The organism is Hymenobacter humi (assembly GCF_042665855.1).
GTDB classification, from domain to species: Bacteria; Bacteroidota; Bacteroidia; order Cytophagales; family Hymenobacteraceae; genus Hymenobacter; species Hymenobacter humi.
Window position 1 is genome coordinate 615556 of the sequence record NZ_JBHTEK010000001.1, and the last position, 25998, is coordinate 641553.

Consider the following 25998-nt stretch of genomic DNA (forward strand, 5'->3'; position numbering starts at 1 on the left):
TCGGTACTTAAGGCCAGGGTTCTACATTTCAGCAGGAAGTTATTATGAATAGGCAACTGGTAACCAAGGCGCAGTAACTCTTGCTACGAGCCCATTATACGCTCGACAATACGCGAGGTGCTGTAGCCCGGCACCAGGGGCACCGTGAGCACTTGCCCACCCCGATTCAACACCAATTCATGCCCCACAATTCCGTCAATGGTGTAGTCGTCGCCCTTCACCAGCACATCGGGCTGCACCAGGCTCAATTAGCGCCAGCGGCGTGGGTTCGCCAAAGAGCACCACCGCATCGACAAACTCCAGCGAGGCCAGAATGCGGGCGCGGGCTACCTCGTCCTGAATGGGCCGGCCGGGCTTGAGGGCGCCCACCGATGCATCGGTATTGAGGCCCACAACCAAGGCATCGCCCAGGTGCCGGGCGTGCTCTAGGTAGTCCACGTGGCCCAGGTGTAGCAAGTCGAAGCAACCGTTAGTGAACACCACCTTGCGGCCCTGAGCCCGCCAGTTGGCAAGCGTGGCGGGCACCTGCTCCCGGGTTAGAATCTTATCTTTCGTCCACATAGAGGCCCAGGAATTATGAATTAGAAGCCACCGGCTCAACTGCCAGCGGCCGGGGCACTTTGCTGGACTGAATGGCGCTGGCGATAAAACTAATGCCGCCCATAAACACCACCAGAATGGTCTGGGCGCCGTGCACCACCAGCGCGTAGGCAATGCCGGCTTCTTTGCTAATGCCATACACCAGCAGCGTGCTCTGCACCATCACGTGAAACACGCCGATGCCCCCGGAAACCGGCGCGGCCATCCCGAAAGCCCCGAAGGTGAGGACTGCCAGGCCGGCTTTCATGTCCAGAGTGTACGTTTCCGGGAAACACTTAAAGGCCAGATAATCCATCAGGTAATACACCAGCCAGGTGAATACGGTGTGCAGCAGAAACAGGCCTTTGTTCTCCAGCTTCATTACGCTAAACACACCCGCCAACAAGCCTTTTGCAAAGGCCACTATCTTCATAAACAAAGCGTTGTTACGCAGCTTGTCAAGGTTGCGAAACAGCAAATAGCCGAACAGCAGCACCAGCAGCCCGGCAATGCCCACCACTGCTAGCAGCACCCCACGGTTGGCCTCCAGCGAGTCGTACTTGTCCACAAACAGGCTTTGGATAAAGGCCCAGAACTTGTTGAATTCCAGCAACAGCACCGAACCAAGCAGCAGGGCCAGCACCAGCACGTCAATCACCCGCTCGGTTATCACCGTCCCCAAGGACACTTCTACCGGCACCCCACTCGTGCGCCGCAGCACCGAGCAGCGGATGACTTCGCCCATGCGCGGCAGCACGATGTTGGCCAGGTAACCCACCATCATGGCGTGGTACACGTTCCAGAACGGCACCTTATGGCGCGAAGCGGTGAGCTGCATCTGCCAGCGGTAGGCCCGGCTTAAGTAGCCCAATATCGACAGCGTCATCGTAACGCCGAGCCAGAAATAGTTGGCCGAGCGAATGTAGTAGCCAATGCGCGACAGGTCCTGTCCGCGCACGGCGTACACCATTAGTGCCCCCGACAGAGCCAATAACAGCCCATATTTGAGAATGGTGAGGAGTTGCTTCAACTAGCTATGAGTGGATAGTGATAATTAAGCAAAGGTAAAGCGGCCCCGGTACCGGGTCAGCGCTCCACCACTACATTATCAATCAGCCGGACGCCGCCCAGGTGCGCGGCCAGGCACAGCACTACGTCCCGACCGTCCACATACTCCGCTAGCGGCTGCAATGTCTGTGCGTCGGACACTTCAATGTATTCGAGGGCAACGAGCGGTTCTTGAGCTAATGCAGCCGTTGCGCCCCCTGTACGTGCGCCGGCAGCACTCCTGGCGCACCTGAGCCGCGGCAGCGGCCAGCACCCGGTACAGGACCGGCGCCGCTGCGCGAGCGACAGAGTCCAGTCGGCGGTTGCGCGACGACATGGCCAGCCCGTCGGCTTCGCGGATGGTCGGGCAGGTCACGATTTCCACGTCGAACGATAAATCGGCCACGAGTGGCGAATCACGGCCACTTGCTGCCAGTCTTTCTGGCCGAAGTAAGCCCGGTGCGGGCGCGCCATGTGAAAAAGCTTGCTCACCACGGTGGCCACGCCGTTGAAATGACCGGGCCGGTGCGCCCCTTCCATCACCCGTTCCAGGTCTCCGAAATCGAAGCGCAGCACCGTCGGCCGGGGGTACATTTCCTCGACCGTAGGCGCAAACAAAACCGTGCAGCCCGCAGGGCCAGCAGGGCCGCATCAGCCTCGGGCACGCGGGGATAGAGCCGGAAATCTTCGGCATTGTTGAACTGCGTGGGATTGACAAAAAGACTGACAATCACTTCGTCACAATCAGTAGCGGCGGCTTGCACGAGTTGGAGGTGGCCGTCGTGCAAGGCCCCCATCGTGGGAACCAGGCCCACCCGTTTGCCGGTTTGACGAGCCTGCTCGGTGTAGGCTTGCAACCCGGCGGCGGTAGTAAGTATCTGCATAGAGGAAGGAGGCAATTGGCAGGGCCTCCGAAGTAGGTTTTATTGATTTTCCGCTCAAAATTGTTTAATTTTGTGCACCCATAGCATGGCCTTGTCCCATTCTCTTCAATAATCCCTTATGTCGAAGCTACGAATCCTTTACGCGGCCACCGAAATTGACCCGTTTCTGCAGACCACGAAAGTGGCTGAAATGCTGCGTCGGCTGCCCGCCAGCATGCAGGAGATGGGGTGCGAGATTCGCATTTTCGTGCCTCGTTTTGGCATTATCAACGAGCGCAAGAATCGGCTGCATGAAGTAGTGCGCCTTTCGGGCATCAACATCGCCGTGGGAGACGACGAGAAGCCTTTGGTTATCAAGGTGGCTTCTATTCCGACGGCCAAGCTGCAAGTTTATTTTATCGATAACGAAGATTATTTCCATCGCAAGTCGGCCCTGGTCGACAAAAACGACAAGTTCTACGCCGACAACGACGAGCGCGCCATTTTCTTCTGCAAAGGTGTGCTCGAGACGGTGAAAAAGCTCGGCTGGTCGCCCAACATTGTGCATTGTAGCGACTGGATGACGGGCCTGATTCCGCTGTACCTGAAAACCACCTACAAAAAAGACCCGGTGTTCAAGGACGCCAAGTCGGTGTTTTCGATTTACAACAACGAGTTTGCCGACAAATTTGAGGGCAACATCCTCGAGAAAGCCAAAATGCTGGACATTGACGATTCCATGCTGGCCTCGCTGAAAACGGCGGACTTCAGTGGCTTCATCAAGATGGGCATGGAATATGCGGACACCGTGGTGCGCTCCGATGAGGACTTCAGCGACAACATGAACGGCATGTTCACCGAATACGCCCTCCACAACCGGCTCAGCCAGGTAGCCACCGACGAAAACCTGCACTCTTCATACCTAGCGCTCTACAATGAATTGGCTAACTAGCCGCTGTGCTCCCTTAGTGGCCCTGGCCGCCCTGGCCCTGGCCGGCTGCGATGAAGGCACCGACTTAAACGTAGACCTGCCCGACACCGCGGCCATCAGCACCGAGTACAAAGACTTGGACGTCGACGTGGACGTGGTGCGGCTTGCGCCGGTCCAAACCCTTAAAACCGACCGTTTTTTAGTAGGCCGCCTCGTTGACAACGTGGCGGGCTCCACCGAAGCACGCGCGTATTTCAACGTCGTGAATGGCAACGATGTGCCCACCGGGGCGCCCTCGACTCCCTGCCCTCTAAACTGACCCGGCCCGTTCTGGACTCGGTTGTGCTCGTCATGGGGTTCGACAAAGTGTATGGCAGTTCCACCACGCCGGTGAAATTCGACGTTTACAAGCTGGCTGCCCCACTCGACGAACGGCAGGCCTACGACAGCGGAACCACGACGGCAACCGGCGACCTGCTGGGCCAAAACCTGACGAGCCGCCTCGACCGTACCCGGAAGGTAACCACGGCCGCCAGCGGAACGACGCCGGCCTCCACGACCATCGTACCGGACCAAACCGTGCGCTTGCTGCTGCAGCGCCGGGCTTTCCCGGCTGCGGCCGGACGGCCGGCAATTACGGCCATTCCGTTGCCGTTTGCTACCGACTTATTTGACAAACTCTCCCTGCCCAATTTTGGTCAGACCCAGTTGGATGCGGCCTTGAAAGGGCTAGTGGTTGCGCCCAGTGCCGGCCACAACAGCAGCATTGTGAGCTTTGCCCGGTCCAACGCCCAGCGCATGATAGTGTACTTCCACGCCGCCGACACCCTGCGTCGTACGTACTCCTTGTTCTTTGGGCCCGTGTTTAGCGGTAGCCAAGGCCTGCCCCCGGCCCGTGACCCACGCTACTACACCCAAATCACCAACGACCTGGCAGGCACGCCACTGAGCGCGCTAGCTGATACCAAACAAGCCATTGCCCGCAATGCGTCTGGCGAAACCAGCTATGTGCAGGAAGGCACCGGTCTGGGCACGCGCATCAAGTTCAAAGGACTGGAAGAGTTGACCAAGACGCCGGGCCTGACTATCAACCGGGCCGAATTGCGAGTGCCCGTTAAACCGTTTTCCAACGCGTTGTTTCCCAACCCCAGCCAGCTCTACGCCGTGGAAGTGGGTACTAACAACGAGGTGCTGCAACGCACGGCGAATTTTATTCCCACCAATCGTATAGTGCAGGCCGACGGCTCGAACCAACTTGGGGTGGGCAATCCTGCTTTTACATCATTGACGGATGCCTCGACCAGTCAGTCCTACTACAGTCTGCCCATTACCAGCTATTTGCAGGCTTACCTTACGGGCAAGATTGATGGTAACCCGGCCGCATTAGTGCTGGTACCTACCTCAGTCTTGACTTCTTCGCCGGACCGCAATCCAATCCTCGATGCTCCTAATGTATTATCGCTCAACCGAGCAGCCCTTGACGCCGCCAACATTAGTTTGCGGGTATATTATTCCAAGCGCTAACAAGTAGCATAGAGCGGAGTTTTCTCCGGGCCAGCGAGCTGGCTATTATTCTTCATTCTTCCAACTATTTAACCCATCCTGCCATGTGCGGCATTGTTGCTTATCTGGGCCATCGCGAGGCCTGCCCCATCATTCTCAAAGGCTTGCATCGGCTCGAATACCGCGGCTATGACTCCGCCGGCGTAGCACTGCTCAACGGTGAGCTAAACGTTTATAAAAAGAAGGGCAAGGTTAGCGAATTAGAAGCCTTTATTTCTACCAAAGACACCCACTCCCACGTGGGCATGGGCCATACCCGCTGGGCCACGCACGGCGAACCCAACGACGAGAATGCCCACCCGCACTACTCGACTTCGCAGCGCATTGCCATCATTCACAACGGCATTATCGAGAACTACGCCGCGCTGAAAACGCACTTGCTGAAGCAAGGGCACACCTTTCATTCCGACACCGACACCGAGGTTTTCGTCAATCTGATTGAGGAAATCCAGAAGCAGAACGAGTGCTCGCTGGAAGAAGCCGTGCGCCTCGCGCTGCACGAAGTAGTAGGTGCCTACGCAATTGTGGTAATGAGCAAAGATGCTCCCAATCAGCTCATTGCGGCCCGCAAAGGCTCTCCAATGGTCATTGGCATTGGCGAAGGCGAGTTCTTTATTGCCTCTGATGCCACGCCCATCATTGAGTACACCAACGAAGTAGTCTATGTCAATGACTACGAAATCGTTGTCATCCGCGACGGGCAGCTGGAGATTCGCAGCAAAGAAGATGTAAGCCAGACGCCCTACATCCAGAAGCTGGAAATGGAGCTTGACAGCATCGAGAAAGGCGGCTACGAGCACTTCATGTTAAAGGAGATTTTTGAGCAGCCCCGCTCGATTCTCGACTCGATGCGCGGACGCCTGGAGCTGGAAGCCGGCCACCTGAACATGGGCGGCATCCGGGCTTACGAGCAGAAGTTTGTAAACGCTCAGCGCATCATCATCGTGGCTTGCGGTACCTCGTGGCACGCGGGTTTGGTTGCTGAGTACCTGATTGAGGACCTGGCGCGCATCCCGGTAGAAGTGGAATACGCGTCGGAATTCCGTTACCGCAACCCCGTTATCACGGAGCGCGACATCGTAATTGCGATTTCGCAAAGCGGCGAAACCGCCGATACGCTGGCGGCCATTGAGCTGGCCAAGAGCAAAGGCGCCACCATTTTCGGAGTATGCAACGTGGTGGGCAGCAGCATTGCGCGTGCTACCGACGCCGGTGCTTATACCCACGCCGGTCCGGAAATCGGTGTGGCCTCCACAAAGGCTTTTACCGCTCAGGTAACTGTGCTCACGCTGCTGGCCATGATTATGGGCCAGAAGCGCGGTACCATTACCGACACCAAGCTGCGCGAGCCTGATGGTTGAGCTGGACACCATTCCGGCCAAGGTAGAAAAGGCGTTGGAGCTCGACACGGAGATTCAGGCCATTGCCGAAATCTTCAAAGACGCGACCAATTTCCTGTACCTGGGCCGGGGCTACAATTTCCCCGTAGCCCTGGAAGGCGCTTTGAAACTTAAGGAAATCAGCTACATCCACGCCGAAGGTTATCCCGCCGCGGAAATGAAGCACGGCCCCATCGCGCTGATTGACGAGAACATGCCGGTCGTGGTTATTGCCACCCGCGACAGCTCGTACGAGAAGGTGGTGAGCAACATCCAGGAAGTGAAGGCCCGCAAAGGGCGCATCATCGCGGTGGTTAGCGAAGGCGACACCGTAATCCCGGCCATGGCCGAGTTCGTGATTGAAGTGCCTCACACCAGTGAAGTGCTGATGCCGCTGGTGTCGGTGGTTCCCTTGCAATTGTTGAGCTACCACATTGCCGTGTTACGCGGCTGCAACGTGGACCAGCCCCGCAACCTGGCTAAATCGGTGACGGTGGAATAGGTATTTGTTTGTTAAGCGGCTTGGCCCATGATATTAATCATTAGTTGCATAAATAGCATTTCTAATGATTAATATCATGGGCCAAGTTATGCACGCACTACGACGTCATCATACCCTACTGATTACAATTGCGCTGGTATTAGTGGTATTGCCGTTTGTGGGTCTGTCCTTTTATAATCACCCCTCCCTTGATGATTATCTGGATGCGGTCACGGTAAAGAGTTAGGCTTTTGGAGAGCCCAAAAGCACTTTTACCTCACTCTTACAGGCCGCTACACAACTACGGTGTTGTTGGCATTGGTTAATCCGTTGCTGTATATCCGGCTGGAAGGCCACTGGTGGGTCGCCTTGATTTTTATCTTTGGAACGCTCCTGATATTGCGCTTTAGCCTTAGCGAATTACTAGTATTATCGGGCAAAGCGGGTTGGTTAGCAGCAGGACTTCTCCTGGGCTTGTGGCTGGCGTATGCACCCGGACAGGCCGAAGGCTTGTACTGGTTTACGGGGGCCTACACTTACATAATGGCGGTATGGCTCTTGCTCGTCTGGCTGGTGGCGCTGAATCGCTATGCGATGGCGCGCCTGGCCAAGAGTGGCGCCCGTCGCTGGCTACTGGCATTGGCCATGTTAACCCTCGCCGTGGCAGGAACCGTGGAACCTGTTGCACTGCCTTTTCTAATGTCCCTGGCAGCAGGAGCCTTTATCAGTTGGCGCCAGAAAGAAGGGCGGATAGTGTGGCTGCTGGCGGGGCTGGCGGTAGTGGGGTGCTTGGTTTCATTCGTGGCGCCCGGTAATTTTGTGCGCATTGCGAGCATGGGAGGCCAGTTCGGCGTCCTTAAAACGCTGTGCTACTCGACTGCTACTACGGGATACCTGCTGCTCACGTGGGTCGGCAACCCCGTGCTACTGGCACTATCCGCGCTGGTGTTTCCTGCGATGAACCGAATAGCGCAACAGCGGGACCAATTGATTGTGCAGTTCTTATCTCAGCTTCCGGCGGGGCTGCTGGCTATAGGGCTGGCTGGGTTAATGACGTTGGCGAGCTGCCCGGCTTATTATGCAAGCGGCACCGGGCTACCCCTGAGAGCCCGCACAACGCTGTATCTTCTGTTCCTGCTCGGTTGGTTTGCGGTGTTACTGACCTGGTGCTGCAGACAGGCGCGCTCAAGTCAATACTCGCCTATGGTCAATGCTCTGGCAACGGGACGGCTTGCCCCGCTGTGGACCGCGATGCTTGTACTTTTCTTTTTCGCCGACTATAACGTGCAAACCCGCGCGACGATGTTGGGCCAGGGCAGCAACAACGTGATACGCGCCTATCGCCAATGGCTGAACGGCGAAGCCGCCGGCTATGACGCCGAGCTTCGAGCGCGGTACCAAACGCTGCATAGCGGGGCCCCTGTAGTAACCATTCGGCCCCTACGAAACCGACCTGATTTGCTCTACAGCTTTGATATAGTTGGAACAAACAACCCGGAATTCTTAGAAGGTTATGCCCGATATTTCGGCACAAAGCGGGTGATATCCGGAGTAGCGGCGCGTTGAGGCAGACTAAGTTCCTGAGACGCAGTTTGCACTTTAAAGCTTAGAACAGAGCTTTCCCAACTATTCTAAACCGCAAACGGCTCCCCTCGCTGCGCCTGCCGCTTCAGCAGTGGGCAGATTTTGTAACGCTCGTCGTGGGTATCATTCCACAGGGATTCGAGCACGCGGTACACCCGCGGCACGCCGATGGCATTGGCCCAGGCAAAGGGGCCGTGGGGGTAATTGGTGCCCAGCTTCATGCCAAGGTCCACGTCCTGCATGGTGGCGGTGCCTTCCTGCACGGTAAAGCAGGCTTCGTTGATAATCTGGCAAATAACGCGGGGTGTAACCAGCCCAACCCGGTCGGCGACCACGCGGAAGTCGGTGCCCAGGGTGGCACAGGTGGCAGCAAGCTGCTCATGGTCGGCTTCGTGGAAGACGCTGACTTCGAGCAACTGGCGGTTGAGCAAGGTGGGTAGGCCGCAGAACCCAAAGAAGAGGCCGGTTGTAGGCCCATTTTTAGGGTCCGATAAGCTGTCGGCCAGGGAGTGGCAGGTAGTCTCGACAAAGACCGGGAAGGTGGCGGCCGCCAGGAGCCGGTAAGGGGCATCAGCGGCAAATTGAGCCGGAAAGAAGAACGCTACCGCGGCCGTAGCAGCCGCTACATCAATAACCTGCTGAACGGCATCCTCGTCGCGTTCGGGGCCGTGCGCGGTGTGGAGAAACGTGTATTCGTGGGCGGAGCCGAACTTCTCACGGAACTCAGTTTCTACGTGGTTGCCATCGAGGACCAGGATGTGCATGGTTTCAGTTGTTACTTTGGCTTCAAAGATACCCTAAGCTTCTCCCGTTCATGCCCCATCAGATTATCCTTACCGACCAGGCCCCTGCCCCCATTGGCCCCTACTCACAAGCCGTGCGCGCGGGCAATACCGTGTACGTATCGGGCCAGATTCCGCTCGACGCCGGCGGACAGCTCGTAACCGGCGATGTAACCGCCCAAACCCACCAAGTGCTCAAGAACCTGACGGCGGTACTGGCCGCAGCGGGCCTGGCGTTGACCGACGTGGTGAAGTGCAGCATCTTCGTCAAAGACCTCGGCAACTTCGCCACCATCAACCAAGTGTACGGCTCGTACTTCGACGACGCCACGGCACCGGCGCGCGAAACCGTGGAAGTGAGCCGCCTGCCCCGGGACGTGGAAGTTGAGATTTCCTGCATAGCCGTCGGAGCGTAGATTCCCGTTGGGCTGAGCATGCTGCTTAAGTCCGCTTTTCCTTTTATCCCGGGGTATGAAAGAACTTGGACTTGGCTTGCTCATCATTGGGCTCATTTCGTTGGTGCTGCCGCTCATCAACCCCAATATCCACTATGCATTTCTCACGTGGATTGACCAGTGGGGCCCAACAGTAGCCTGGGCCATCCGGGGTGGAGTCACGTTGTTGGGGCTGGTGCTCTGGCTGGGATTCCGAAACCGGGATTGAGGAGTTGCCCGTTGTCAGCGCGGGGCGGCCGCTGCCAATAGCGTTGAGCTGTTTGCCAAGCTCGGCATTAACTAATTGGGGGCCAAGGGCGTACTTCCATCGCCTCCTGGGCGGGTAAGAGCCCCGTTCATTACCCGGAGGGCCCTCCCATGCCTGCTTCCCTTCCCACTCACCCCTTCCGCACGGCGGAAGACCTGGACCTGGTGCTGGATGCCATAGGCGACACCCGCGTGGTGCTGCTGGGCGAGGCCTCGCACGGTACCCACGAATACTACACGTGGCGCACCGCCCTTAGTCAGCGGCTGATACGCGAAAAAGGCTTTCAGTTCATTGCCGTGGAGGGCGATTGGCCGGACTGCTTCGAAGTGAACGCGGCCATTAAGCAGGACGACGTGGCCTACGGCTCGGCCGCGCAGCTGCTGCAAACCTTCAACCGCTGGCCCACCTGGATGTGGGGCAACTGGGAAATCGCGGCCCTGGTGGAGTGGCTGCACCGCCACAACAAACCCCTGCAGGCCGAGGCGCGGGTGGGCTTCTACGGCCTGGACGTGTACAGCCTGTGGGATTCGTTGCAGCAGGTGCTGCGGTACGTGGAAAAACAGGGCGACGGCGCCGTAACGGCGGCGCGCCAGGCGTTCCGTTGCTTCGAGCCCTACAGCACCGACCCGCAGGAATACGCCCGGGCCGTGGCGTTCGTGTCGGAAGATTGCCAGGCCGAAGTCATCGAGGTGCTGCGGGCCCTGCGCCACCAGGCCCACGAGCGGCAATACGCCAATCTACCCGAGCGCGAACAGGCCTTTGGCGCCGAGCAAAACGCCCTGGTGGCCGTGAACGCCGAACGCTACTACAAGGCCATGTTGCGCGGCGGCGGGGCCTCGTGGAATGTGCGCGACCATCACATGATGGAAACCCTCACCCGCCTGCTCAACCTGCACGGCCCGGGCAGCAAGGCCATCATCTGGGCCCACAACACGCACATCGGCGATGCCCGCTACACCGACATGCGCCGCGAAGAAATGGTCAACCTGGGCCAGTTGGCCCGGGAGCAGGCGGGCCGCGAGCAGGTGTTCAGCATCGGCTTCGGGTCTTACCAGGGCAGTGTTGTGGCCGGCAAGGCCTGGGGCGCAAAGCTGGAGAAGATGGAGGTACCCGCGGCCACCCGCAACTCCTGGGAAGGCCAGCTCCATAGCCAGTTAGACGGCGCTAACGCCCTGCTGCTCTCGTCGGAGTTGAAGGACCATGCCCACTTGCGGCAGTCGCAGGGCCACCGCGCCATTGGGGTGGTGTACCGGTCGCAGTTCGAGCAGTTCGGCAACTACGTGCCTTCCGTCATCCCCGAGCGCTACGATGCGTTTCTGTTTCTGGACCGCACCCGCGCGCTGCATCCGCTCGATATTCATCCGGCTCAGAAAGGCCCGCCCGACCTCTACCCCTGGGGCGAATAAGGCAAAAAGGCGAAGTAAACAGATGGTCTAAGTAGTTGGGTGCGGCACCACTTCGCGCGACTACTTACGGGCCTTACCTTTGCGGCGCGCTTCGGCCTACGGAGCGCGCTTTTTTGCCCTATGACTGAGAGAGAAGTTCGGGTGCGTTTTGCACCGTCGCCCACCGGGCCCCTGCACATTGGCGGCGTCCGCACGGCCCTTTACAACTACCTGCTGGCCCGCAAGCTGGGCGGCAAGATGCTGCTTCGCATCGAGGATACCGACCAAAACCGCTTCGTGCCCGGCGCCGAAAACTACATTTTGGAAGCCCTGGCCTGGTGCGGCATCGTGATTGACGAAGGCGTGGGTCCCGGCGGCCCGCACGCGCCCTACCGCCAGAGCGAGCGCAAGCCCATGTACAAGCAGTACGCCGACCAGCTCATTGCCAGCGGCCACGCCTACTACGCCTTCGATACGCCCGAGGAGCTCGACGCCATGCGCGCCCGCCTGCAGGCCGCCAAGGTGCCCAACCCGCAGTACAACAGCATCACGCGCGCCCAGATGCGCAACTCCCTCACCCTGCCCGAGGATGAGGTGAAGCAGCTGCTCGACAGCGGCGCGCAGTACGTGATTCGCCTGAAGGTGCCCCGCAAGGAGGAAGTCCGCTTCCAGGACCTGATTCGGGGCTGGGTGGTGGTACACTCCTCCGCCATCGACGACAAGGTGTTGATGAAATCGGACGGCATGCCCACGTACCACTTGGCCAACATCGTCGACGACCATTTGATGGAAATCTCGCACGTTATCCGGGGAGGAATGGCTGCCCTCGGCGCCGCTGCACGTGCTGCTCTACCGCTACCTGGGCTGGGAAAGCACCATGCCGCAGTTTGCCCACTTGCCCCTGCTGCTCAAGCCCGACGGCACGGGCAAGCTCAGCAAGCGCGACGGCGACAAGCTCGGCTTCCCGGTGTTTCCCCTGGAATGGCACGGCCTCGACGGCGAAACCGGCGAGCCCACCGTGAGCCGCGGCTACCGCGAAGACGGCTACCTGCCCGAAGCCTTCATCAATTTCCTGGCTTTCCTGGGCTGGAACCCCGGCTCGCAGCAGGAGATTTTCTCCATGGACGAGCTGATTGCCGCCTTCAGCATCGAGCGGGTGAGCAAGTCGCCGGCCCGCTTCGACCAGAACAAGGTGAAGTGGTACAACGAGCATTACCTCCGCGCCAAATCCGACGCCGAGCTCGCGCCCTACCTGCTCAACGCGCTGGCCGAGCACGGCATTGCCTGCGACCAAGCCAAGGCCGAGCAAATCGTGAGCGTGATGAAGGAGCGGGTGAGCTTCCCCAAGGATTTCTGGCAGGAAGCCAAGTACTTCTTTCAAGCGCCCGACAGCTACGATGAGCAAGTGGTGAGCAAGAAGTGGAACCCACAGGTAGCCAATGCCCTAGCAGCCTACGCCGTGGCGCTGCCCGGCACACCTGAAACCGCCGCCGAAGGCCTCAAAGCCCTGTTCAGCCAGACCGTGGAAAGCCAGGGCCTGAAGCCCGGTCAGGTGCTGCAGGCCCTGCGCGTGGCCGTGACCGGCGCCGGAGCCGGCCCCGATTTGTTTGAGACTCTGGCAATATTGGGCAAAGCCGAAGTGGCTACGCGCCTGCGTACGGCGGTGGCTGCTTTGGGGTAGCCGGCAGTTCGACCATAAAGAAAATCCCTGGCCCTACAGCCAGGGATTTTTTGTGTTTTACAGCCACGACGCTTTGTCAGCCAAGACCTTGGATGCTTAAAGGCAGCGCTTCTGTATGTGGCAAGAGGCTATCCTTGGCAATTATTCCGCACGGGCCACTGCTAACGGAGCCGGACTACTACCGGGGATATAGCTGCTGCGGAGCCAAGCTAAGTTATAGGGCATGCCACCATTTACAGGCGAAACGAAGTGAAAAGTATGGGGAGCCAGGGATAGCAGTGCACGGATGAAGAGGCGTGTTTTAACATCATTTTTTCAACTACTGTATAGCTTATTTTTTATTAAAATTCAATTCAATGTTCTTTTATGCAAATTTTATCTGCACCGTACATATATTTACATTATCAACGCGCAAGATTTCATTATTCATATTCACAACAAAGTCATATTGATCCGGGCGTCCCTTCCTTTTTAGCGCTTTTTCACTCTCTTGACTAATCATCTGTGCACATCGGACACCTGCCAGAATATGTCTTAGGCGTTAAGGTATTCATCGACTGAAACTTAATAAGGTTAAGGTTTATGATTATTCAATCATAGAATTGGGCTTCACCTTTAGTCCGTTGTTCTTCTCTTCTTCAAATGGGTAGCGCTCGGATAATAATACCGAATCAAAACCGAATAATTATATTTTTTCTCGCTTTACCCTTCCGACTCCATGAACAAACTCCTTACCTGCTTTTTCGCCCTCTTCATCAGCTTGCCGTTTACCGGATACAGCCAATGCTCTGGACGCTACGAATTTACCTACCCATCGGGCAGCAGCACCACTACTACTGGTACTAACAATGGTTCCGGCAGTGCAACGGGCACCTATTGCCCGCCTGCCCTCGGCTCCTCTGTCGTGGAGGAAATCACAGTCTATTCGCAGAGTAACAGCAACGTAACCCTGACGGATAATGTCGGCAGCGCCGCTGTTACAAAACCAATCTCTGCAGGAGGCACTGTCACGTTCGCTGTTGCTGCTTCTGATACCCCGATTACGTACACTTTAAGCAGTTTTATCAACTGCCCGAATAACAAACCGGAGATTTTCACCCTGACGCTGGCGCCAACCCTGACGCTGGAAGCTGCTGCTGCATCTGTGTGTTCGGGCGACGGCGTATTATTGACAGCCACCGGTGCTACTCCCGGCTCCATTTACACATTTACGGCTCCTGGCTTCTCTGAAACTAGCACGACTGGTTCGATAACTGTATTTCCTACCGCTACAACCACATACACAGTATCGGTACCAACGAGCCGTGGGCCCAACACGCAGCAGCAAATCGAGGTGTTTACACCTTCGTTGACGACTTCCAGCAGCCCTATAGGGTTAATTTGCCCTGGCACGCCAATCACACTTTCCGCAGCCAGCAATATTGCCGGGACTATCTTCACTTTTAAAGATGCTGATGGCAATATTCTTAACAATAGCTCTCCCACTACGGCCATAGTTACGCCTGGTAGTAGCACGACCTACACAGTTACGACTAATAACCCTTCTAACTGCTCCAACACTGGTTCGGCAAATATTCCGGTAACAATAACGCCCCAGGTTGTCACGGTTAGCCCAACCTCGCTTAATACCACGCGCAACACGCCATTCACGCTCACCGCTACGTCTAATTACCCGGACGCTACATTTCAGTGGACGAGCAACGGCCCGGGAGGCAATGCCTACCCCTCAGGAGCAACCGTCACGACTTCGGTACCCGGCCCCCAATCGTCCTACAATTTCACCGTAACAGCCACTGCCGGTGCGTGCTCAACCTCCAAGAGCGTTTTGGTTACCCTCTCCAACCCTCTACCCGTGCAGCTGGCGGCTTTTTCGGCCCGTCGCCAGGGCAGCGTGGCATTGCTGAGCTGGAACACGGCCAGCGAGCACAACAACGCGTACTTTGCTGTGGAGCGCTCTGCTGACGGCAACTCCTTCGCGAAGTTGGCGAACGTGACAGGCGCAGGCGAGTCGTCCACGCCCCGGGCTTATACATTCACTGACCAGCGCCCGCAGGCGGCAATTACCTACTACCGCCTCCAGCAGGTAGACCATAATGGGCAGGCGGCCTACTCCCCGGTAGTGGCTCTGGCGGCGGAGCGGGCGGCGGGCAACTGGCTGGTGCCCACGGCTTCGCCCCGCCAGTTCACCGTGCAGGGCACGCTAGACGCCAATAGCCGTTTCGCGGTGCTGGACGTGCTGGGCCGGCCTGTATATACGCAAGCCCTGACCCCGGAGCACGCGGCCGTGACACTGCCAAGCTTGCCCACGGGCGTGTATGTTTTCAGCCTGACAACCGAGCAAGGCCGGTTTACGGTCCGGCAATTCGTTACTGGAACAAATTAAGCACCTCCGCAAGCTTACGTGCTTTTCCTAGCAGTTGAGACGTGGGCGGTAAATCATGCAAAAAGAGGCTGGCCCGAGGGCTAGCCTCTTTTTTGTGCCAAAGCTCCAACGCACACCACCCGTCGGCGCTTATTCGCGTAAATGCTGCGTTAGGCACCGCACCAAACCTACCTCATCATGGCCAAGAAACCCGTCAAGCCCAAGTCCAAAGCCCAAGACCCCGACAAAAAAGCCCGCGTCCACAAAGAGCTGGAAGGCTTTGAGATTGGGGTGAATCCGCTGGGCGAAATCACTTCCAACTACAGCATCGAAGAAATCAACAAGTTTTTGGGGCGCCACGTGCGCGACAAAAAGCTGGTGGACCGCGCTGGTCAGTTCGGTGAAAAGCCCGAGCCCGGCGAAACCGAGGACGAAGCCTTCCCCATTGCCGACGCCGAACACTCGCCCGAGCCCGAAGAAACCGAGGAGGACTTCATGAAGCGCACCAGCCGCGAGGCCAAGCGCAAGAAAGCCGCCCTCGACCCCGACGCCGCCGCGGCCGAAACCCGCGCCGACCTACCAGCCGACGAATAGCTCAATTTTCAGCTCAACGGCTGGCTACAGCGTGAGCGAGGAGCCGGTGCGGCGGCCGTTTTCGAAGGTTTCCACTTTCAATAAATTACCATCCTTATAGGTTTCGGCTCGGGTAACCCTGCCGTCTTTGTCGTGCGTTTCCACCTGCGTGAGCTTGCCCAGGCTCGTAGGTTTCGGTGCGGCTGATGGTGCCGTTGGTATAGGTTTGGACGGACGTGATTTGGCCGCTCTCGTCGTAGCTCGTCCAGGGCCCGTACCAATAGAAGCGGGCTCCCTTTTTCCGGTGACCCACTGCGCGCTGCCCCGGCGCGCGACCTTGCCGCTGGGATGCCAGTACGTTACTTCGCACAGCCCATCTCGGCCGTAGCGCTCGGAATGGTCGAGGCTGCCGGTGGGCGCGAAGTAGCGGAACGTGCCCACCGGCCGGCCGTGCCGGTACTTACCCGTGGTGAAGGGCTGCTTGCTGTCATTATCATAGTAAGTGCGCCAGCGCCCTTTCGCCAGGCTGTTGCGGTCGTACCGGTTCGGCTTCCAAAAGCCGCGTGGCCCGTTGTTGGCGACACAGGCGTTCAGCAGCGCCGAGCAAAGCAACAATACAAACACTTTAAAACGCATGGACAGAGGGCGTTAGGATTAACTATGAATTTAGTTTAAGATAATTACCCAACGTTGCTCCACCAAATTATTGTGGCCTTTGGCGGATAAATAGCAGAAGTACCATAAATACTCTCGCGCTTTTACCTTTGGCTCAACCAACCCTCTTTTCTGCTGCCTATGCTCTCGCACGACGTTGACTTCCGCATCCTCGGCTCCGACATTCAAGTACTTGAAATTGAGCTGGACCCCAACGAAACCGTGATTGCCGAGGCCGGCGCCATGGTGTACATGGAAGAAGGCATTGCGTTTGAGACCAAAATGGGCGACGGCTCCGAGCCCGACCAGGGCCTGATGGGCAAGCTGTTCTCGGCCGGCACGCGGCTGATTACGGGCGAGTCGCTGTTTCTCACGCACTTCACCCACCGTGGCGGCTACGGCAAAAGCCGCGTGGCATTCTCGGCCCCCTACCCCGGCACCATCATTCCCATCGATTTAAGCGAGATGCCCGCTGGGCTTATTGTCCAGAAGGACGGCTTTTTGGCCGCCGCACGGGCACCAAAATCAGCCTGCACTTCAACCAGAAATTTGGGGCAGGCCTCTTCGGCGGCGAGGGCTTCATTCTGCAAAAGCTCACCGGCGATGGCAAGGCCTTTGTGCACGCCGGCGGCACCATCATCGAGAAACGGCTCAACAACGGGCTCCTGCGCGTCGATACCGGCTGCGTGGTGGCCTTCGAGCCCAGCATCGACTTTAGCGTGGCGCGGGCCGGCGGCCTGAAATCGATGATTTTTGGCGGGGAGGGGCTGCTGCTGGCCACCCTGCGCGGCACCGGCCGCGTGTGGATGCAGTCCATGCCGGTTAAAAAGCTCATCCGCGCCCTGGCGCCGGGTGGCGGCAACGCCCAGAAGGAAAGCGGCGGCGTACTCGGCGGCCTGCTCGGCGGCGTCCTGGACGAGTAGCTTCACCCAGAGGCCCGCAGCAACCCAGCCGTCGGGACCTTAGCCCGCAGTCATGCCCTTAATCGCGAACCCAATGGCTACTACGGCCACGAGGCCGATGGCGATGGCCACGCGTATCAGGAACTTGTAGTCGTTGGCTTCGTCGTGTTTGCGCCGGTCGATATGGCGGCGCTGGCTTCGGGACTTGTACGGACGCTGATAGGCTGATTTCTGAGCCGAAGGAGTAAAAGTAGTCGAGGACATAGGCGGGAATTATAAAGTAATATTACTAGATATTCCTGAAATAAAGCCTAAGCCGTTGTCATAAATTCGGTGGTCATCAATGAAAGGCTGTTTTCTCTGCTTGGGCGGATGATAATGCCTTGCCAAGTGCACGTTAGCTCGCGTGTTTGCGGGCGCTGGCGGCTGTGCGCAGCACGGCTTCCAGCACCTCGCGGGAGTTGAGCAGGCGGGGCACCTTGTGCTGCCCCCAGTTTGCCCTGGCTGGCCAGCCAGGCCTCGAATGTGCCGGCCGGCACCACCCGCAGGCGCGGCGGCGCCAGGGCCAGACCGCGGTGGCGCTTGGCCGCGTAGTCGGAATTGACTTCGCACAGCGTGGCGTCGAGCACTGCCCCGAACTGCTCAAGATTGGGCCGGGCGGCATCTGTAGCGAACTCGACCACCCACTCGTGGCCCCCGCGCGAGGACGCGTTGTCTACCGCAAACCAGATGGGCGCGGCGGTAAAGTCGCGCACGGCGACGCCGGTAGCCCGGCTGGCGGCAACAACTGCCGCTTCGGCGTTTTCGATGACCACCTCTTCGCCGAACGCATTGAGGAAGTGCTTGGTACGGCCCGTGATGCGCACCCGGTACGGCGCGAGCGAGGTAAAGCGCACGGTGTCGCCCACTACGTAGCGCCACAGCCCGGCATTGGTGCTGATGATGAGGGCGTAGGGCCGGTGCAGCTCCACTTCGGCCAGCGGCACGGGGCGCGGGTCGGGGCTGGCCCACTGGTCGGCGGGCAGGAATTCGTAGTAGATGCCGTGGTCGAGCAGCAGCAGCAGGTCTTCGCTATTGGGCTGGTCCTGCAGGGCAAAGTACCCTTCCGAGGCGCTGTAGATTTCCAGGTAGCGCATGCGCGCATCCGGTATCAGCTGCCGAAACAGCTCGCGGTAGGGCCCGAAGGCCACAGCGCCGTGCAGAAACAGCCGCAGGCGCGGCCACACGTGGGTGATGTCGGGCACGCCGGCCAGCTCCACCACGCGGCGCAGCAGCACCACCATCCAGGTGGGCACGCCGGCCAGGGTGCGCACGTCCTGCGTGAGGACGTGGGCGGCGATGCGCTCAATTTTTCTTCCCACTCGTCGAGCAGCGCCAGCTTGAGCGGGGGCGTGCGCATCTGCTCGGCCCACCCCGGCAGCTGCTGCATGATGACGGCCGACACGTCGCCGGCCCGGGACGCGGCGTCCTGCGGTCGAAACGGATTGGCGGTGTGCGTGCCGCCCAACGACAAGGTTTTGCCCGCCAGCAGGCGCTCCTGCGGGTAGAAGTGGGTGGCCAGGGCCAGCATGTCGCGCCCGGCGCGGTAGTGGCAATCCTGCAGCGCCTCGGCCGTGACGGGGATGTACTTGCTGCGGGCGTTGGTGGTGCCGCTCGACTTGGCAAACCAGCGGGGCCGGCCGGGCCACAAGACGTTGGGCTGGCCGCGCAGCACTTTCTCTATTTCGGGGTACAGCTGCTCGTAGGTACCCACGGGCACGCGCCGGGAAAACTCGCTGGCGTTCAGCCGTTCCCGGAACCCGTAGCGCTGGCCCCACTCGGTGGCCTGGGCGCGCTGCAGCAGCTGGCGCAGCAGCTCGGCCTGCACTTCATGCGGCTGCCGACGAATGCGGGCCAGCCGCGGCATGCTGCCCCATTGAACGGCGGTGGCAAGTAGCTGGTCGAGCATAGAGTGAAATGAAGAATGGGGAATGAAGAATGAAGAATTGGGCTGGATTGGTGCTGACGAACCGACAATTCTTCATTCTTCACTCTTCATTCCTCATTGGGTTAAATGGTCCGCTTCAATTCGAAATTCTTGCCCAAGTATACGCGGCGCACGGTTTCGTCGCCGGCCAGCTCTTCGGCCGTGCCGGCCTTCAGCAGCTTGCCTTCGAAGAGCAGGTAGGCGCGGTCCACGATGTTGAGGGTGGCGTTGACGTCGTGGTCGGTGATGAGTACGCCGATGTTGCGGTGCTTGAGCTTGGAGACAATGCCCTGGATTTCTTCGGTTGCGATGGGGTCGACGCCGGCAAAGGGCTCGTCGAGCAGCACAAACTTGGGGTCGACGGCCAGGGCGCGGGCAATTTCGGTACGGCGGCGCTCGCCCCCGCTCAGCACCTTGCCCAGGTTTTTGCGCACGTGGGTGAGGCTGAATTCTTCGAGCAGCTCCTCCACCTTGTCGCGGCGGGCTTGCTTGGGCATGCTGGTCATTTCGAGCACGGCCATGATGTTTTCCTCCACGCTCAGGTCGCGAAACACGCTGGCTTCCTGGGCCAGGTAGCCCACGCCTAGCCGCGCCCGCTGATAGATGGGCATCGTGGTTATTTCGGTGTTATCCAAAAAGATACGACCCGCGTTGGGCTTCACCATGCCCACCATCATGTAGAAGCAGGTGGTTTTGCCGGCGCCGTTGGGCCCGAGCAGCCCCACGATTTCGCCTTGCTCTACGGTGACCGACATGTCGTTGACGACGGTGCGGGCTTTGTATTTTTTGACGAGGTGGTCGGCGCGAAGAATCATGGGCACAAAGGTACGGGCTTAGGATACGGAAGGCAGATACGCCAACAAACGATTGTAAATGGATATGTTATTCGGCTTGCCTAACAATTGACTTGAAATTTTCCATTACTTTTAACCCGACAACTAACCACCTAATTTTTTTCTTTATATGAAATTAAAAACACTACTCCTTGCGGGCGGAGCAGTCCTGGTGGGCGCATCGAGCGCCAACGCAGGTGGCTTTCAGGTTTACCTGCCCAGCCAGCAGAGCATCGGCATGGGCGGAGTAGGCGTGGGCCTCTCCATGGAGCAAGCTGCGCAGTTTATGAACCCCGGGGCCATGGCCATGCTCCGCCAGAATGGCGTGCAGGTGGGCATGAGCTTTACGTTTGCCCGGGTGGCGTTTCGGCCGGCTTCGGGCGGCGAGCAGCGCCAGCTGGAAAATTCGACCGTAACCCCGTTTAACGTGTACGCCAGCTTTGGCCCCAAAGAGGGCAAGTTCCGCGCCGGCATCTCCGTATACACGCCTTATGGCTCCTCGCTGAAGTACGAGAAGGGCTGGGAAGGCCGCTTTGCCCTCAACGAAATCACCTTGCGCGCCGTGTACATTCAGCCCACGGTGAGCTACGCCCTCACCGACCAGCTGAGCGTGGGCGCCGGCCTGATGATACTGTCGTCGGGCTCGGTAAACCTGCAGCGCACCGTGCCGCTGCCCTCGGCCGAAGGCCAGATTGAGCTGGACGGCAAAACCAAAACTGCTTTCGGCGTCAACGCCGGCATTTTCTTCAAGCCCTCCGACAAGCTCAGCCTGGGCATCAGCTACCGCTCCAAGATTGACGCCAAAGTAGAAGGCGGCGACGTGACCGTTTCGGGCATCACGCCCGCGCTGCAGTCGCGCTTCGTCGGCAACAAGTTCGATGCCACCCTGCCCCTGCCCGCTACCGTGAACGTGGGCATCGGCATCACGCCCACCGAGAAGCTCACCGTGGGCTTCGACGTGAACTTCACGCAGTGGAGCGAGTACCGCGCCCTGCGCTTCGACTTCACCAAAGACGGCCAGCCGGCTCAGGTGGGCACCGGCACCTTCTCGGAGTCGAAACGCTCCTACGAGGACGCGCTGACCTTCCGCCTCGGCGGCCAGTACATGGTGAACGACAAGCTGGCCGTACGCCTGGGCACGGGCTACGACATGTCGCCGGTGCGCGACGGCTACATGACCCCCGAAACGCCGGACAACAACCGCGTTATCGCCACGGCCGGGGTGGGCTACAACGTCACCGAGCGCCTGGGCGTGGACGCTTCCTTTATGTTCCAGGCCATCCAGAAGCGGACGCAAACCGAAAGCGACCTGCTCAACAACGGCACCACCGACCGCCCGGCCGGCACCTACCGCACCAACATCAGCATCCCCGGCATCGGGCTGCGCTACAACTTCTAAGCCTCACTCCCCTAGTACTTCGTTTGTATGAACCTACTTTTCAAACGTTCCGCGCCATTTCTGGCGGTCCTGGGCCTCGTGCTTGGCGGTTGCCAGCCCGAGTTGGACAACCCCAAGCCCAGCGCCGGCCAGGCCGATTTTACCCGCTATATCTCTATTGGTAACTCGCTCACCGCCGGCACCAGCGACGGCGGAGTGTACCGGGAAGGCCACCAACTCGTATCCCAACATTCTGGCGGGCCAGTTCAAGCTGGTGGGCGGCACCGACTTCACGCAGCCCCTCTTCACCGAGGCCCAAAGCAATGGCTCGGGCTACCTGCGCCTCACCGGATTTACGGCCGCGGGCCTGCCCATCACGGCTCCCGTGACCGCCAATCTGGGTGTGCGGGCCGTTAGCCCGCAGATACTCTACACGAAATTCACCGACCGGATAAACAACCTGGGCGTTGACGGCATCCGGATGTCGGACATTCAAACCGCTGGCTACACCAGCACCAATGCCCATTTCGAACGCATTACCCCCGACGCTAACCTGCAGCAAACCTACCTGCAGCGCGTGCAGGCCACGGTGGCGGACATCAAGCCGACCTTCTTCACCGAGTGGCTGGGCAACAACGACGTGTTGGGCTATGCCACTTCCGGTGGCGCCGTAGCGTCCCGGACGATAACTCCCGCGGCCACGTTCACGGCCAATACCAAGCTCATCCTGGACGCTTTGGTAAAAGATGGCGCAAAGGGCCTGGTGTCAAACATTCCCGACGTTGCCGGCATTCCGTTCTTTAACACCGTGGGCCCGAGCTTTCGGGCTAGTCTGGCAGCCGCTGCTGTTCCCAGCGCAGCGCCCTTCATTTACACGACGGGCGTCCTGGCTCCGGGCCAGCCCAACACCCGCGTGACCACTGCTAAAGTGTCGGATATCCGCGACGCTGCCGGTGCCGGCAACCTGCTGCTCACCCTCACGGCCTCGCCTTACGTGTCGCTCTACGGACGGCCCGGCGGCAAGTACTGGCGCGACTTTTACCAGCAGGTGAAGCCCTCGCTGCCGGCTACTTATACCCTGACCCAGTTCCTGGGCCCAGCCTTGTTGGGCGGTTTAGCTATTGATACCACCAAGAACTTTGGGCAAGACATAGCAAACCCCTTCCCCAGCACCCTGTTGCTGGACGGCACGGAGCAAACGGCGGTTACCAATGCCACCAACGGGTTCAATACGACCCTCGCCGCTGAGGCGAACGCCCGTAACCTGGCCTTGTTTGATGCAAACGCCTTTTTCCGCTCGGTGGCCGGCAATGGCATCATCACGAATACGGTGCCCAACTCGGCGGCCTACATTTCCGGCAACTTGTTCAGCCTCGACGGGGTGCACCCCACCCCCGCGGCTACGCAGCTTTGGCGAATGAGATGATTAAAACCATCAACGCCAAGTACGGCTCTGCCATCCCGGGCGTGGATGCTACCCGCTACCGCGGCGTGATGTTCCCTCCCCAGTAAACATCCCGATTGCCTAAAAAGAAGCGCCATCCCCGTTGGGGATGGCGCTTCTTTTTAGGCAATAACAGTCCGCTAGGAGGCGCTAATGGCCTGGCCCGCGGCGATGTGCTGGGCAATGAGCTGCGCGTGGTGGCGTCCGTTTTCGATAAACCAGCGGCTGGTGGCCCGGCCCCGCACACGGTGCCGGCCACAAAGAGCCCGGGGCGCGTGGTTTCGTGGGTGGCGGGGTCAAAGAGCGGGGCGCGGGCCTCGTCGGCAGGGTCGGGCTCCACGCCCAGGCGGCCGAGCAGGGCCTCGTCGGGCAGGTAGCCGGTGAGGGCGTACACGAAATCGGTGGCAATGGTGAGCGGACCCTCGGGCGTGAGCACCTCCACCGCCTCGGGCCGGATGGCCGTGATGGTAGTGTTGAAGTGCGCCGTGATGCGGCCTTCGGCAATGCGGTTGACGAGGTCGGGGCGAATCCAGTATTTGACCGAATTGCTGACTTCCGGGCCGCGCACGATGAGCGTGACCTTGGCGCCGGCCCGGGTGAGCTGCAGCGCCGCTTTGGCCGAGGAGTTCTTGGCCCCGACCACCACCACGTTTTGCGTGACGTGCTGGTAGGGCTCCTTGTAGTAGTGGCTCACGTGGGGCAGGTCTTCGCCGGGCACGTGGAGCAGGTTGGGCACGTCGTAGAAGCCGGTGGCCACCACCACGTTGCGGGTGCTGATTTCGCCTTTGTCGGTGGTCACCGTGAAGTCGCCCTGCTCGCCTTTCAGGGCCAGCACTTTCTCGTGCAGGCGCAGCTCCAGCTTCTCGGCAGCGGCTACGCGGTGGTAGTAGTCGAGGGCGTCTTCGCGCAGGGGCTTGTACTGGCTGGTCGGGAAGGGATAGCCGCCGATTTCCAGCAGCTCGGGCGTGGAGAAAAACTCCATGTTGGTCGGGTAGCCGATAATGGAATTGACCAGGGCCCCTTTTTCCACGATGGCCGTGCGCAGGCCGCGGCGCTGGGTTTCGAGGGCGCAGGCTAGGCCCACGGGGCCAGCGCCAATGATGAGAACGTCGAGCATAATTTGAATGGGATAGGAACGCGCCTTGGCGCGTTCAATCGTTGATACGGTACTCGCATCCACAGGCGTCGAACGGCAATACGGTGCGGGCGTCGAACGCGCCATGGCGCGCCCCTACCTTTGTGGCATGCGTACCTGTGACTTGTGCGGCGGCACCGATTTTAAGAAGCTGCCCTTTTACTACGAATTTGAAGGCCAAAAGCTGCAAGGCACCCAGTGCCGAAGCTGCGACCTGATGTTTCTGGCCCCGCAGCCCACGCCCGCGCAGCTGGAGCGGCTCTACGGCAAGGACTACTTCACGGAGCGGCCCAACTACGACCGCACCCAGCAGGACACGGTTTTCATTGAAGAAGGCCAGAAGCAGGACGCTCTAAACCAGGCTCGGCCCGACAAGTTCACCAATTACATCCTGGCCAAGTACCCCGGCCGCAAGTTCCGCTACCTCGACGTGGGCTGCGGGCCCGGCTACACCCTCAAAAGCCTGGAAAACCTGGGCTGGGAAGCCCACGGCCTGGAAATCTCCGAGCACGCCGCCGACTTCGCCCGTCGCGAACTCGACCTGCCCGTGGTAACCGGCAACATCGAAACCACCGAGGACTTCCACGAAAACCAGTTCGACCTCGCCTACATGGGCGACGTTCTCGAGCACCTGCTCTCCCCGGCTGCCACGCTGGCCAAATTCCACCGCATTCTGGAGCCGGGCGGCCTGCTGGTGCTGGCCCTGCCGGCCACGCTCAACCTGCCCACCGTGCGCCTGGGCTTCGCCGCCTATGGCGTGCTGGGCAAAGAGCGCAAGATGGACATTCCGCCCTATCACCTCTTCGAGTTCACGCCGGCAACCATCACCAAAATGCTGAAAAAGCAGGGCTTTGAAGTGGTGGAGCTGCTGAACCCAGTGAAGCCGCCGAAGAATATCCGCCTGGGAGGCAGCGTGGTAGAGAAAGTGAGCAAGCTGGCCGGCCAGTACCCAACCTACTACCTAAACAAGCTGACGGGAAGGTTTGGGGACCGCATGTTCGTGGTGGCCCGGAACGTAAAGTAGCCCGGGTTTTCCTTCCGTCGGGCATTTCGCTTTACGCTGCCCGCCTCAGGTGCGCAGCGCGCCCACGTGCCGGTAAGTATTGATGAGCACGCCCGTGGGCGTTGCCTGCGAGCTCACGAACGCGAGTTCGCGCGGGTCGGCAGCATCCGAGAAAAAGCGTTTGCCCCGGCCCAGCAAGACGGGGTACACCATTAGCACTACCTCGTCGACCAATCCCCGGTCAAGCAGCAAGGACGTCAGCATTGAACTGCCGCAGACAATCAGGTCGGGGCCGTCTGTTGCTTTGACGTGGCGAATGCCCGCCAGGATGTCGGCGCCCAGGTCCTGGGCCGGGCCCCAGGGAGGCTGCCCGGCCGGTGGGTTGCCACGTATTTCGTGGCCGCGTTGAGCCCATTGGCCATCGGATTATCCCCGGCGTTCGGCCAGAAGTCCGCCCAGGCGTCGTAGGTGCGGCGCCCCAGCAGCAAATCGAAGCGGCTGCCATAGGCCTCGACCACGGCGGCTAACCCCGCCGGCGTTCGATAAGGTACCGTCCAATTTCCATGCGCGAAGCCCCCGTCGTTGTCGTGCTGCATCACGCCATCAAGGGAGATGTGCTCCATGATTCTAATCTTCCTCATGCTGTTTGCTGTGCGTTTAATGCTGGCACAAGGTTAAAACCAATGCCCCGGATTGATGCCGGGCGCTGGTAATAAATTAAGCAGGCCGTTTGCGGCCACTTGCATTTGTTTTTAGGTGATGCATCGCCCT

22 protein-coding genes and 6 pseudogenes are annotated in these 25998 nt (G+C 59.4%); 15 read left to right on the forward strand and 13 right to left on the reverse strand.

The window, feature by feature from the left end; translation table 11 throughout:
* Positions 1–83 precede the first annotated feature (83 nt).
* From rfaE2 to panC, 4 genes and pseudogenes are all read right to left on the reverse strand, one after another.
* Positions 84–561, reverse strand: a pseudogene (gene rfaE2 / locus ACFQT0_RS03455) (D-glycero-beta-D-manno-heptose 1-phosphate adenylyltransferase).
* A gap of 13 nt (positions 562–574) precedes the next feature.
* The gene (locus ACFQT0_RS03460; RefSeq protein WP_380200408.1) at positions 575–1609 is read right to left on the reverse strand and encodes a lysylphosphatidylglycerol synthase transmembrane domain-containing protein; all 1035 of its coding nucleotides are present in this window, start codon (positions 1607–1609) and stop codon (positions 575–577) included.
* 56 nt (positions 1610–1665) lie between these two features.
* Positions 1666–1788, reverse strand: coding sequence for a hypothetical protein (locus tag ACFQT0_RS03465; protein WP_380200410.1), 123 nt, complete (start codon positions 1786–1788; stop codon positions 1666–1668).
* A gap of 1 nt (position 1789) precedes the next feature.
* Positions 1790–2510: pseudogene (gene panC, locus ACFQT0_RS03470) on the reverse strand (pantoate--beta-alanine ligase).
* Positions 2511–2628: 118 nt separating this feature from the next.
* On the opposite strand from panC, the gene ACFQT0_RS03475 reads away from it, so the two are divergent.
* The 5 genes and pseudogenes from ACFQT0_RS03475 to ACFQT0_RS03495 form a co-directional block, all read left to right on the forward strand.
* Positions 2629–3441: a glycogen/starch synthase gene (locus ACFQT0_RS03475; protein ID WP_380200412.1), complete on the forward strand. Its 813-nt coding sequence runs from the start codon at positions 2629–2631 to the stop codon at positions 3439–3441.
* Positions 3425–3739 carry a hypothetical protein gene (locus tag ACFQT0_RS03480; RefSeq protein ID WP_380200414.1) on the forward strand — a complete coding sequence of 105 codons (315 nt, stop codon included), beginning with the start codon at positions 3425–3427 and terminating at the stop codon, positions 3737–3739. Before ACFQT0_RS03475 ends, ACFQT0_RS03480 begins: the two co-directional genes overlap by 17 nt.
* A gap of 32 nt (positions 3740–3771) precedes the next feature.
* The gene (locus ACFQT0_RS03485; RefSeq protein WP_380200416.1) at positions 3772–4944 is read left to right on the forward strand and encodes a DUF4270 family protein; all 1173 of its coding nucleotides are present in this window, start codon (positions 3772–3774) and stop codon (positions 4942–4944) included.
* Between the two features lie 83 nt (positions 4945–5027).
* Positions 5028–6864 (forward strand): annotated as a pseudogene (glmS, locus tag ACFQT0_RS03490) (glutamine--fructose-6-phosphate transaminase (isomerizing)).
* A gap of 246 nt (positions 6865–7110) precedes the next feature.
* Positions 7111–8409: pseudogene (locus ACFQT0_RS03495) on the forward strand (DUF6056 family protein); the annotation flags it as partial.
* Between the two features lie 65 nt (positions 8410–8474).
* Here the strand turns inward: ACFQT0_RS03495 and ACFQT0_RS03500 are convergent.
* On the reverse strand, positions 8475–9191 hold the full coding sequence (locus ACFQT0_RS03500) for a 3-hydroxyacyl-CoA dehydrogenase family protein (protein ID WP_380200418.1): 717 nt from the start codon (positions 9189–9191) through the stop codon (positions 8475–8477).
* A 50-nt stretch (positions 9192–9241) separates the two neighbouring features.
* Here ACFQT0_RS03500 and ACFQT0_RS03505 point away from each other — a divergent pair, with 50 nt between their 5' ends.
* The 6 genes and pseudogenes from ACFQT0_RS03505 (at position 9242) to ACFQT0_RS03530 (ending at position 15933) form a co-directional block, all read left to right on the forward strand.
* Positions 9242–9625: a Rid family detoxifying hydrolase gene (locus tag ACFQT0_RS03505; protein ID WP_380200420.1), complete on the forward strand. Its 384-nt coding sequence runs from the start codon at positions 9242–9244 to the stop codon at positions 9623–9625.
* A 55-nt stretch (positions 9626–9680) separates the two neighbouring features.
* Positions 9681–9872, forward strand: a complete 192-nt coding sequence (locus ACFQT0_RS03510) for a hypothetical protein (protein WP_380200422.1) — start codon at positions 9681–9683, stop codon at positions 9870–9872.
* Positions 9873–10021: 149 nt separating this feature from the next.
* A complete protein-coding gene (locus tag ACFQT0_RS03515; RefSeq protein WP_380200424.1) occupies positions 10022–11317 on the forward strand; it encodes an erythromycin esterase family protein in 1296 nt (431 codons plus the stop codon).
* A gap of 120 nt (positions 11318–11437) precedes the next feature.
* Positions 11438–12977 (forward strand): annotated as a pseudogene (gltX, locus tag ACFQT0_RS03520) (glutamate--tRNA ligase).
* Positions 12978–13695: 718 nt separating this feature from the next.
* Complete coding sequence (locus ACFQT0_RS03525; protein ID WP_380200426.1) at positions 13696–15360, forward strand: T9SS type A sorting domain-containing protein; 1665 nt, start codon at positions 13696–13698, stop codon at positions 15358–15360.
* Between the two features lie 177 nt (positions 15361–15537).
* Entirely contained in the window at positions 15538–15933 is a 396-nt protein-coding gene (locus ACFQT0_RS03530; protein ID WP_380200428.1) for a hypothetical protein, read from the forward strand.
* Between the two features lie 24 nt (positions 15934–15957).
* On the opposite strand, the gene ACFQT0_RS03535 is transcribed toward ACFQT0_RS03530, so the two are convergent.
* Positions 15958–16548, reverse strand: coding sequence for a toxin-antitoxin system YwqK family antitoxin (locus tag ACFQT0_RS03535; RefSeq protein ID WP_380200430.1), 591 nt, complete (start codon positions 16546–16548; stop codon positions 15958–15960).
* Between the two features lie 159 nt (positions 16549–16707).
* Between ACFQT0_RS03535 and ACFQT0_RS03540 the strand changes: the two are divergent.
* Positions 16708–17489, forward strand: a pseudogene (locus tag ACFQT0_RS03540) (TIGR00266 family protein).
* 39 nt (positions 17490–17528) lie between these two features.
* Here the strand turns inward: ACFQT0_RS03540 and ACFQT0_RS03545 are convergent.
* The 4 genes from ACFQT0_RS03545 to lptB all read right to left on the reverse strand — a co-directional run bounded on the left by ACFQT0_RS03545 (position 17529) and on the right by lptB (position 20249).
* Complete coding sequence (locus tag ACFQT0_RS03545) at positions 17529–17732, reverse strand: hypothetical protein (RefSeq protein ID WP_380200432.1); 204 nt, start codon at positions 17730–17732, stop codon at positions 17529–17531.
* A gap of 47 nt (positions 17733–17779) precedes the next feature.
* Positions 17780–18604: a hypothetical protein gene (locus ACFQT0_RS03550; protein WP_449272087.1), complete on the reverse strand. Its 825-nt coding sequence runs from the start codon at positions 18602–18604 to the stop codon at positions 17780–17782.
* 14 nt (positions 18605–18618) lie between these two features.
* On the reverse strand, positions 18619–19416 hold the full coding sequence (locus ACFQT0_RS31515; protein WP_449272037.1) for a GH3 family domain-containing protein: 798 nt from the start codon (positions 19414–19416) through the stop codon (positions 18619–18621).
* A gap of 101 nt (positions 19417–19517) precedes the next feature.
* Positions 19518–20249 carry an LPS export ABC transporter ATP-binding protein gene (gene lptB, locus ACFQT0_RS03560; RefSeq protein ID WP_380200436.1) on the reverse strand — a complete coding sequence of 244 codons (732 nt, stop codon included), beginning with the start codon at positions 20247–20249 and terminating at the stop codon, positions 19518–19520.
* A gap of 148 nt (positions 20250–20397) precedes the next feature.
* Between lptB and ACFQT0_RS03565 the strand changes: the two genes are divergently transcribed.
* Entirely contained in the window at positions 20398–21666 is a 1269-nt protein-coding gene (locus tag ACFQT0_RS03565; RefSeq protein ID WP_380200438.1) for an OmpP1/FadL family transporter, read from the forward strand.
* 157 nt (positions 21667–21823) lie between these two features.
* Entirely contained in the window at positions 21824–23071 is a 1248-nt protein-coding gene (locus ACFQT0_RS03570; protein WP_380200440.1) for a hypothetical protein, read from the forward strand.
* A 55-nt stretch (positions 23072–23126) separates the two neighbouring features.
* Here ACFQT0_RS03570 and ACFQT0_RS03575 read toward each other — a convergent pair whose 3' ends face one another.
* Positions 23127–24206 carry a YpdA family putative bacillithiol disulfide reductase gene (locus ACFQT0_RS03575; protein WP_380200442.1) on the reverse strand — a complete coding sequence of 360 codons (1080 nt, stop codon included), beginning with the start codon at positions 24204–24206 and terminating at the stop codon, positions 23127–23129.
* A gap of 127 nt (positions 24207–24333) precedes the next feature.
* Between ACFQT0_RS03575 and ACFQT0_RS03580 the strand changes: the two genes are divergently transcribed.
* Positions 24334–25248, forward strand: coding sequence for a class I SAM-dependent methyltransferase (locus ACFQT0_RS03580; RefSeq protein ID WP_380200444.1), 915 nt, complete (start codon positions 24334–24336; stop codon positions 25246–25248).
* Positions 25249–25293: 45 nt separating this feature from the next.
* Here the strand turns inward: ACFQT0_RS03580 and ACFQT0_RS03585 are convergent, their stop codons facing one another.
* Together ACFQT0_RS03585 and ACFQT0_RS03590 are read right to left on the reverse strand one after the other, a co-directional pair.
* On the reverse strand, positions 25294–25620 hold the full coding sequence (locus tag ACFQT0_RS03585) for a dihydrofolate reductase family protein (RefSeq protein WP_380205899.1): 327 nt from the start codon (positions 25618–25620) through the stop codon (positions 25294–25296).
* Entirely contained in the window at positions 25509–25868 is a 360-nt protein-coding gene (locus tag ACFQT0_RS03590) for a dihydrofolate reductase family protein (RefSeq protein ID WP_380200446.1), read from the reverse strand. The genes ACFQT0_RS03585 and ACFQT0_RS03590 overlap by 112 nt, the downstream gene beginning before the upstream one ends.
* Positions 25869–25998 lie beyond the last annotated feature (130 nt).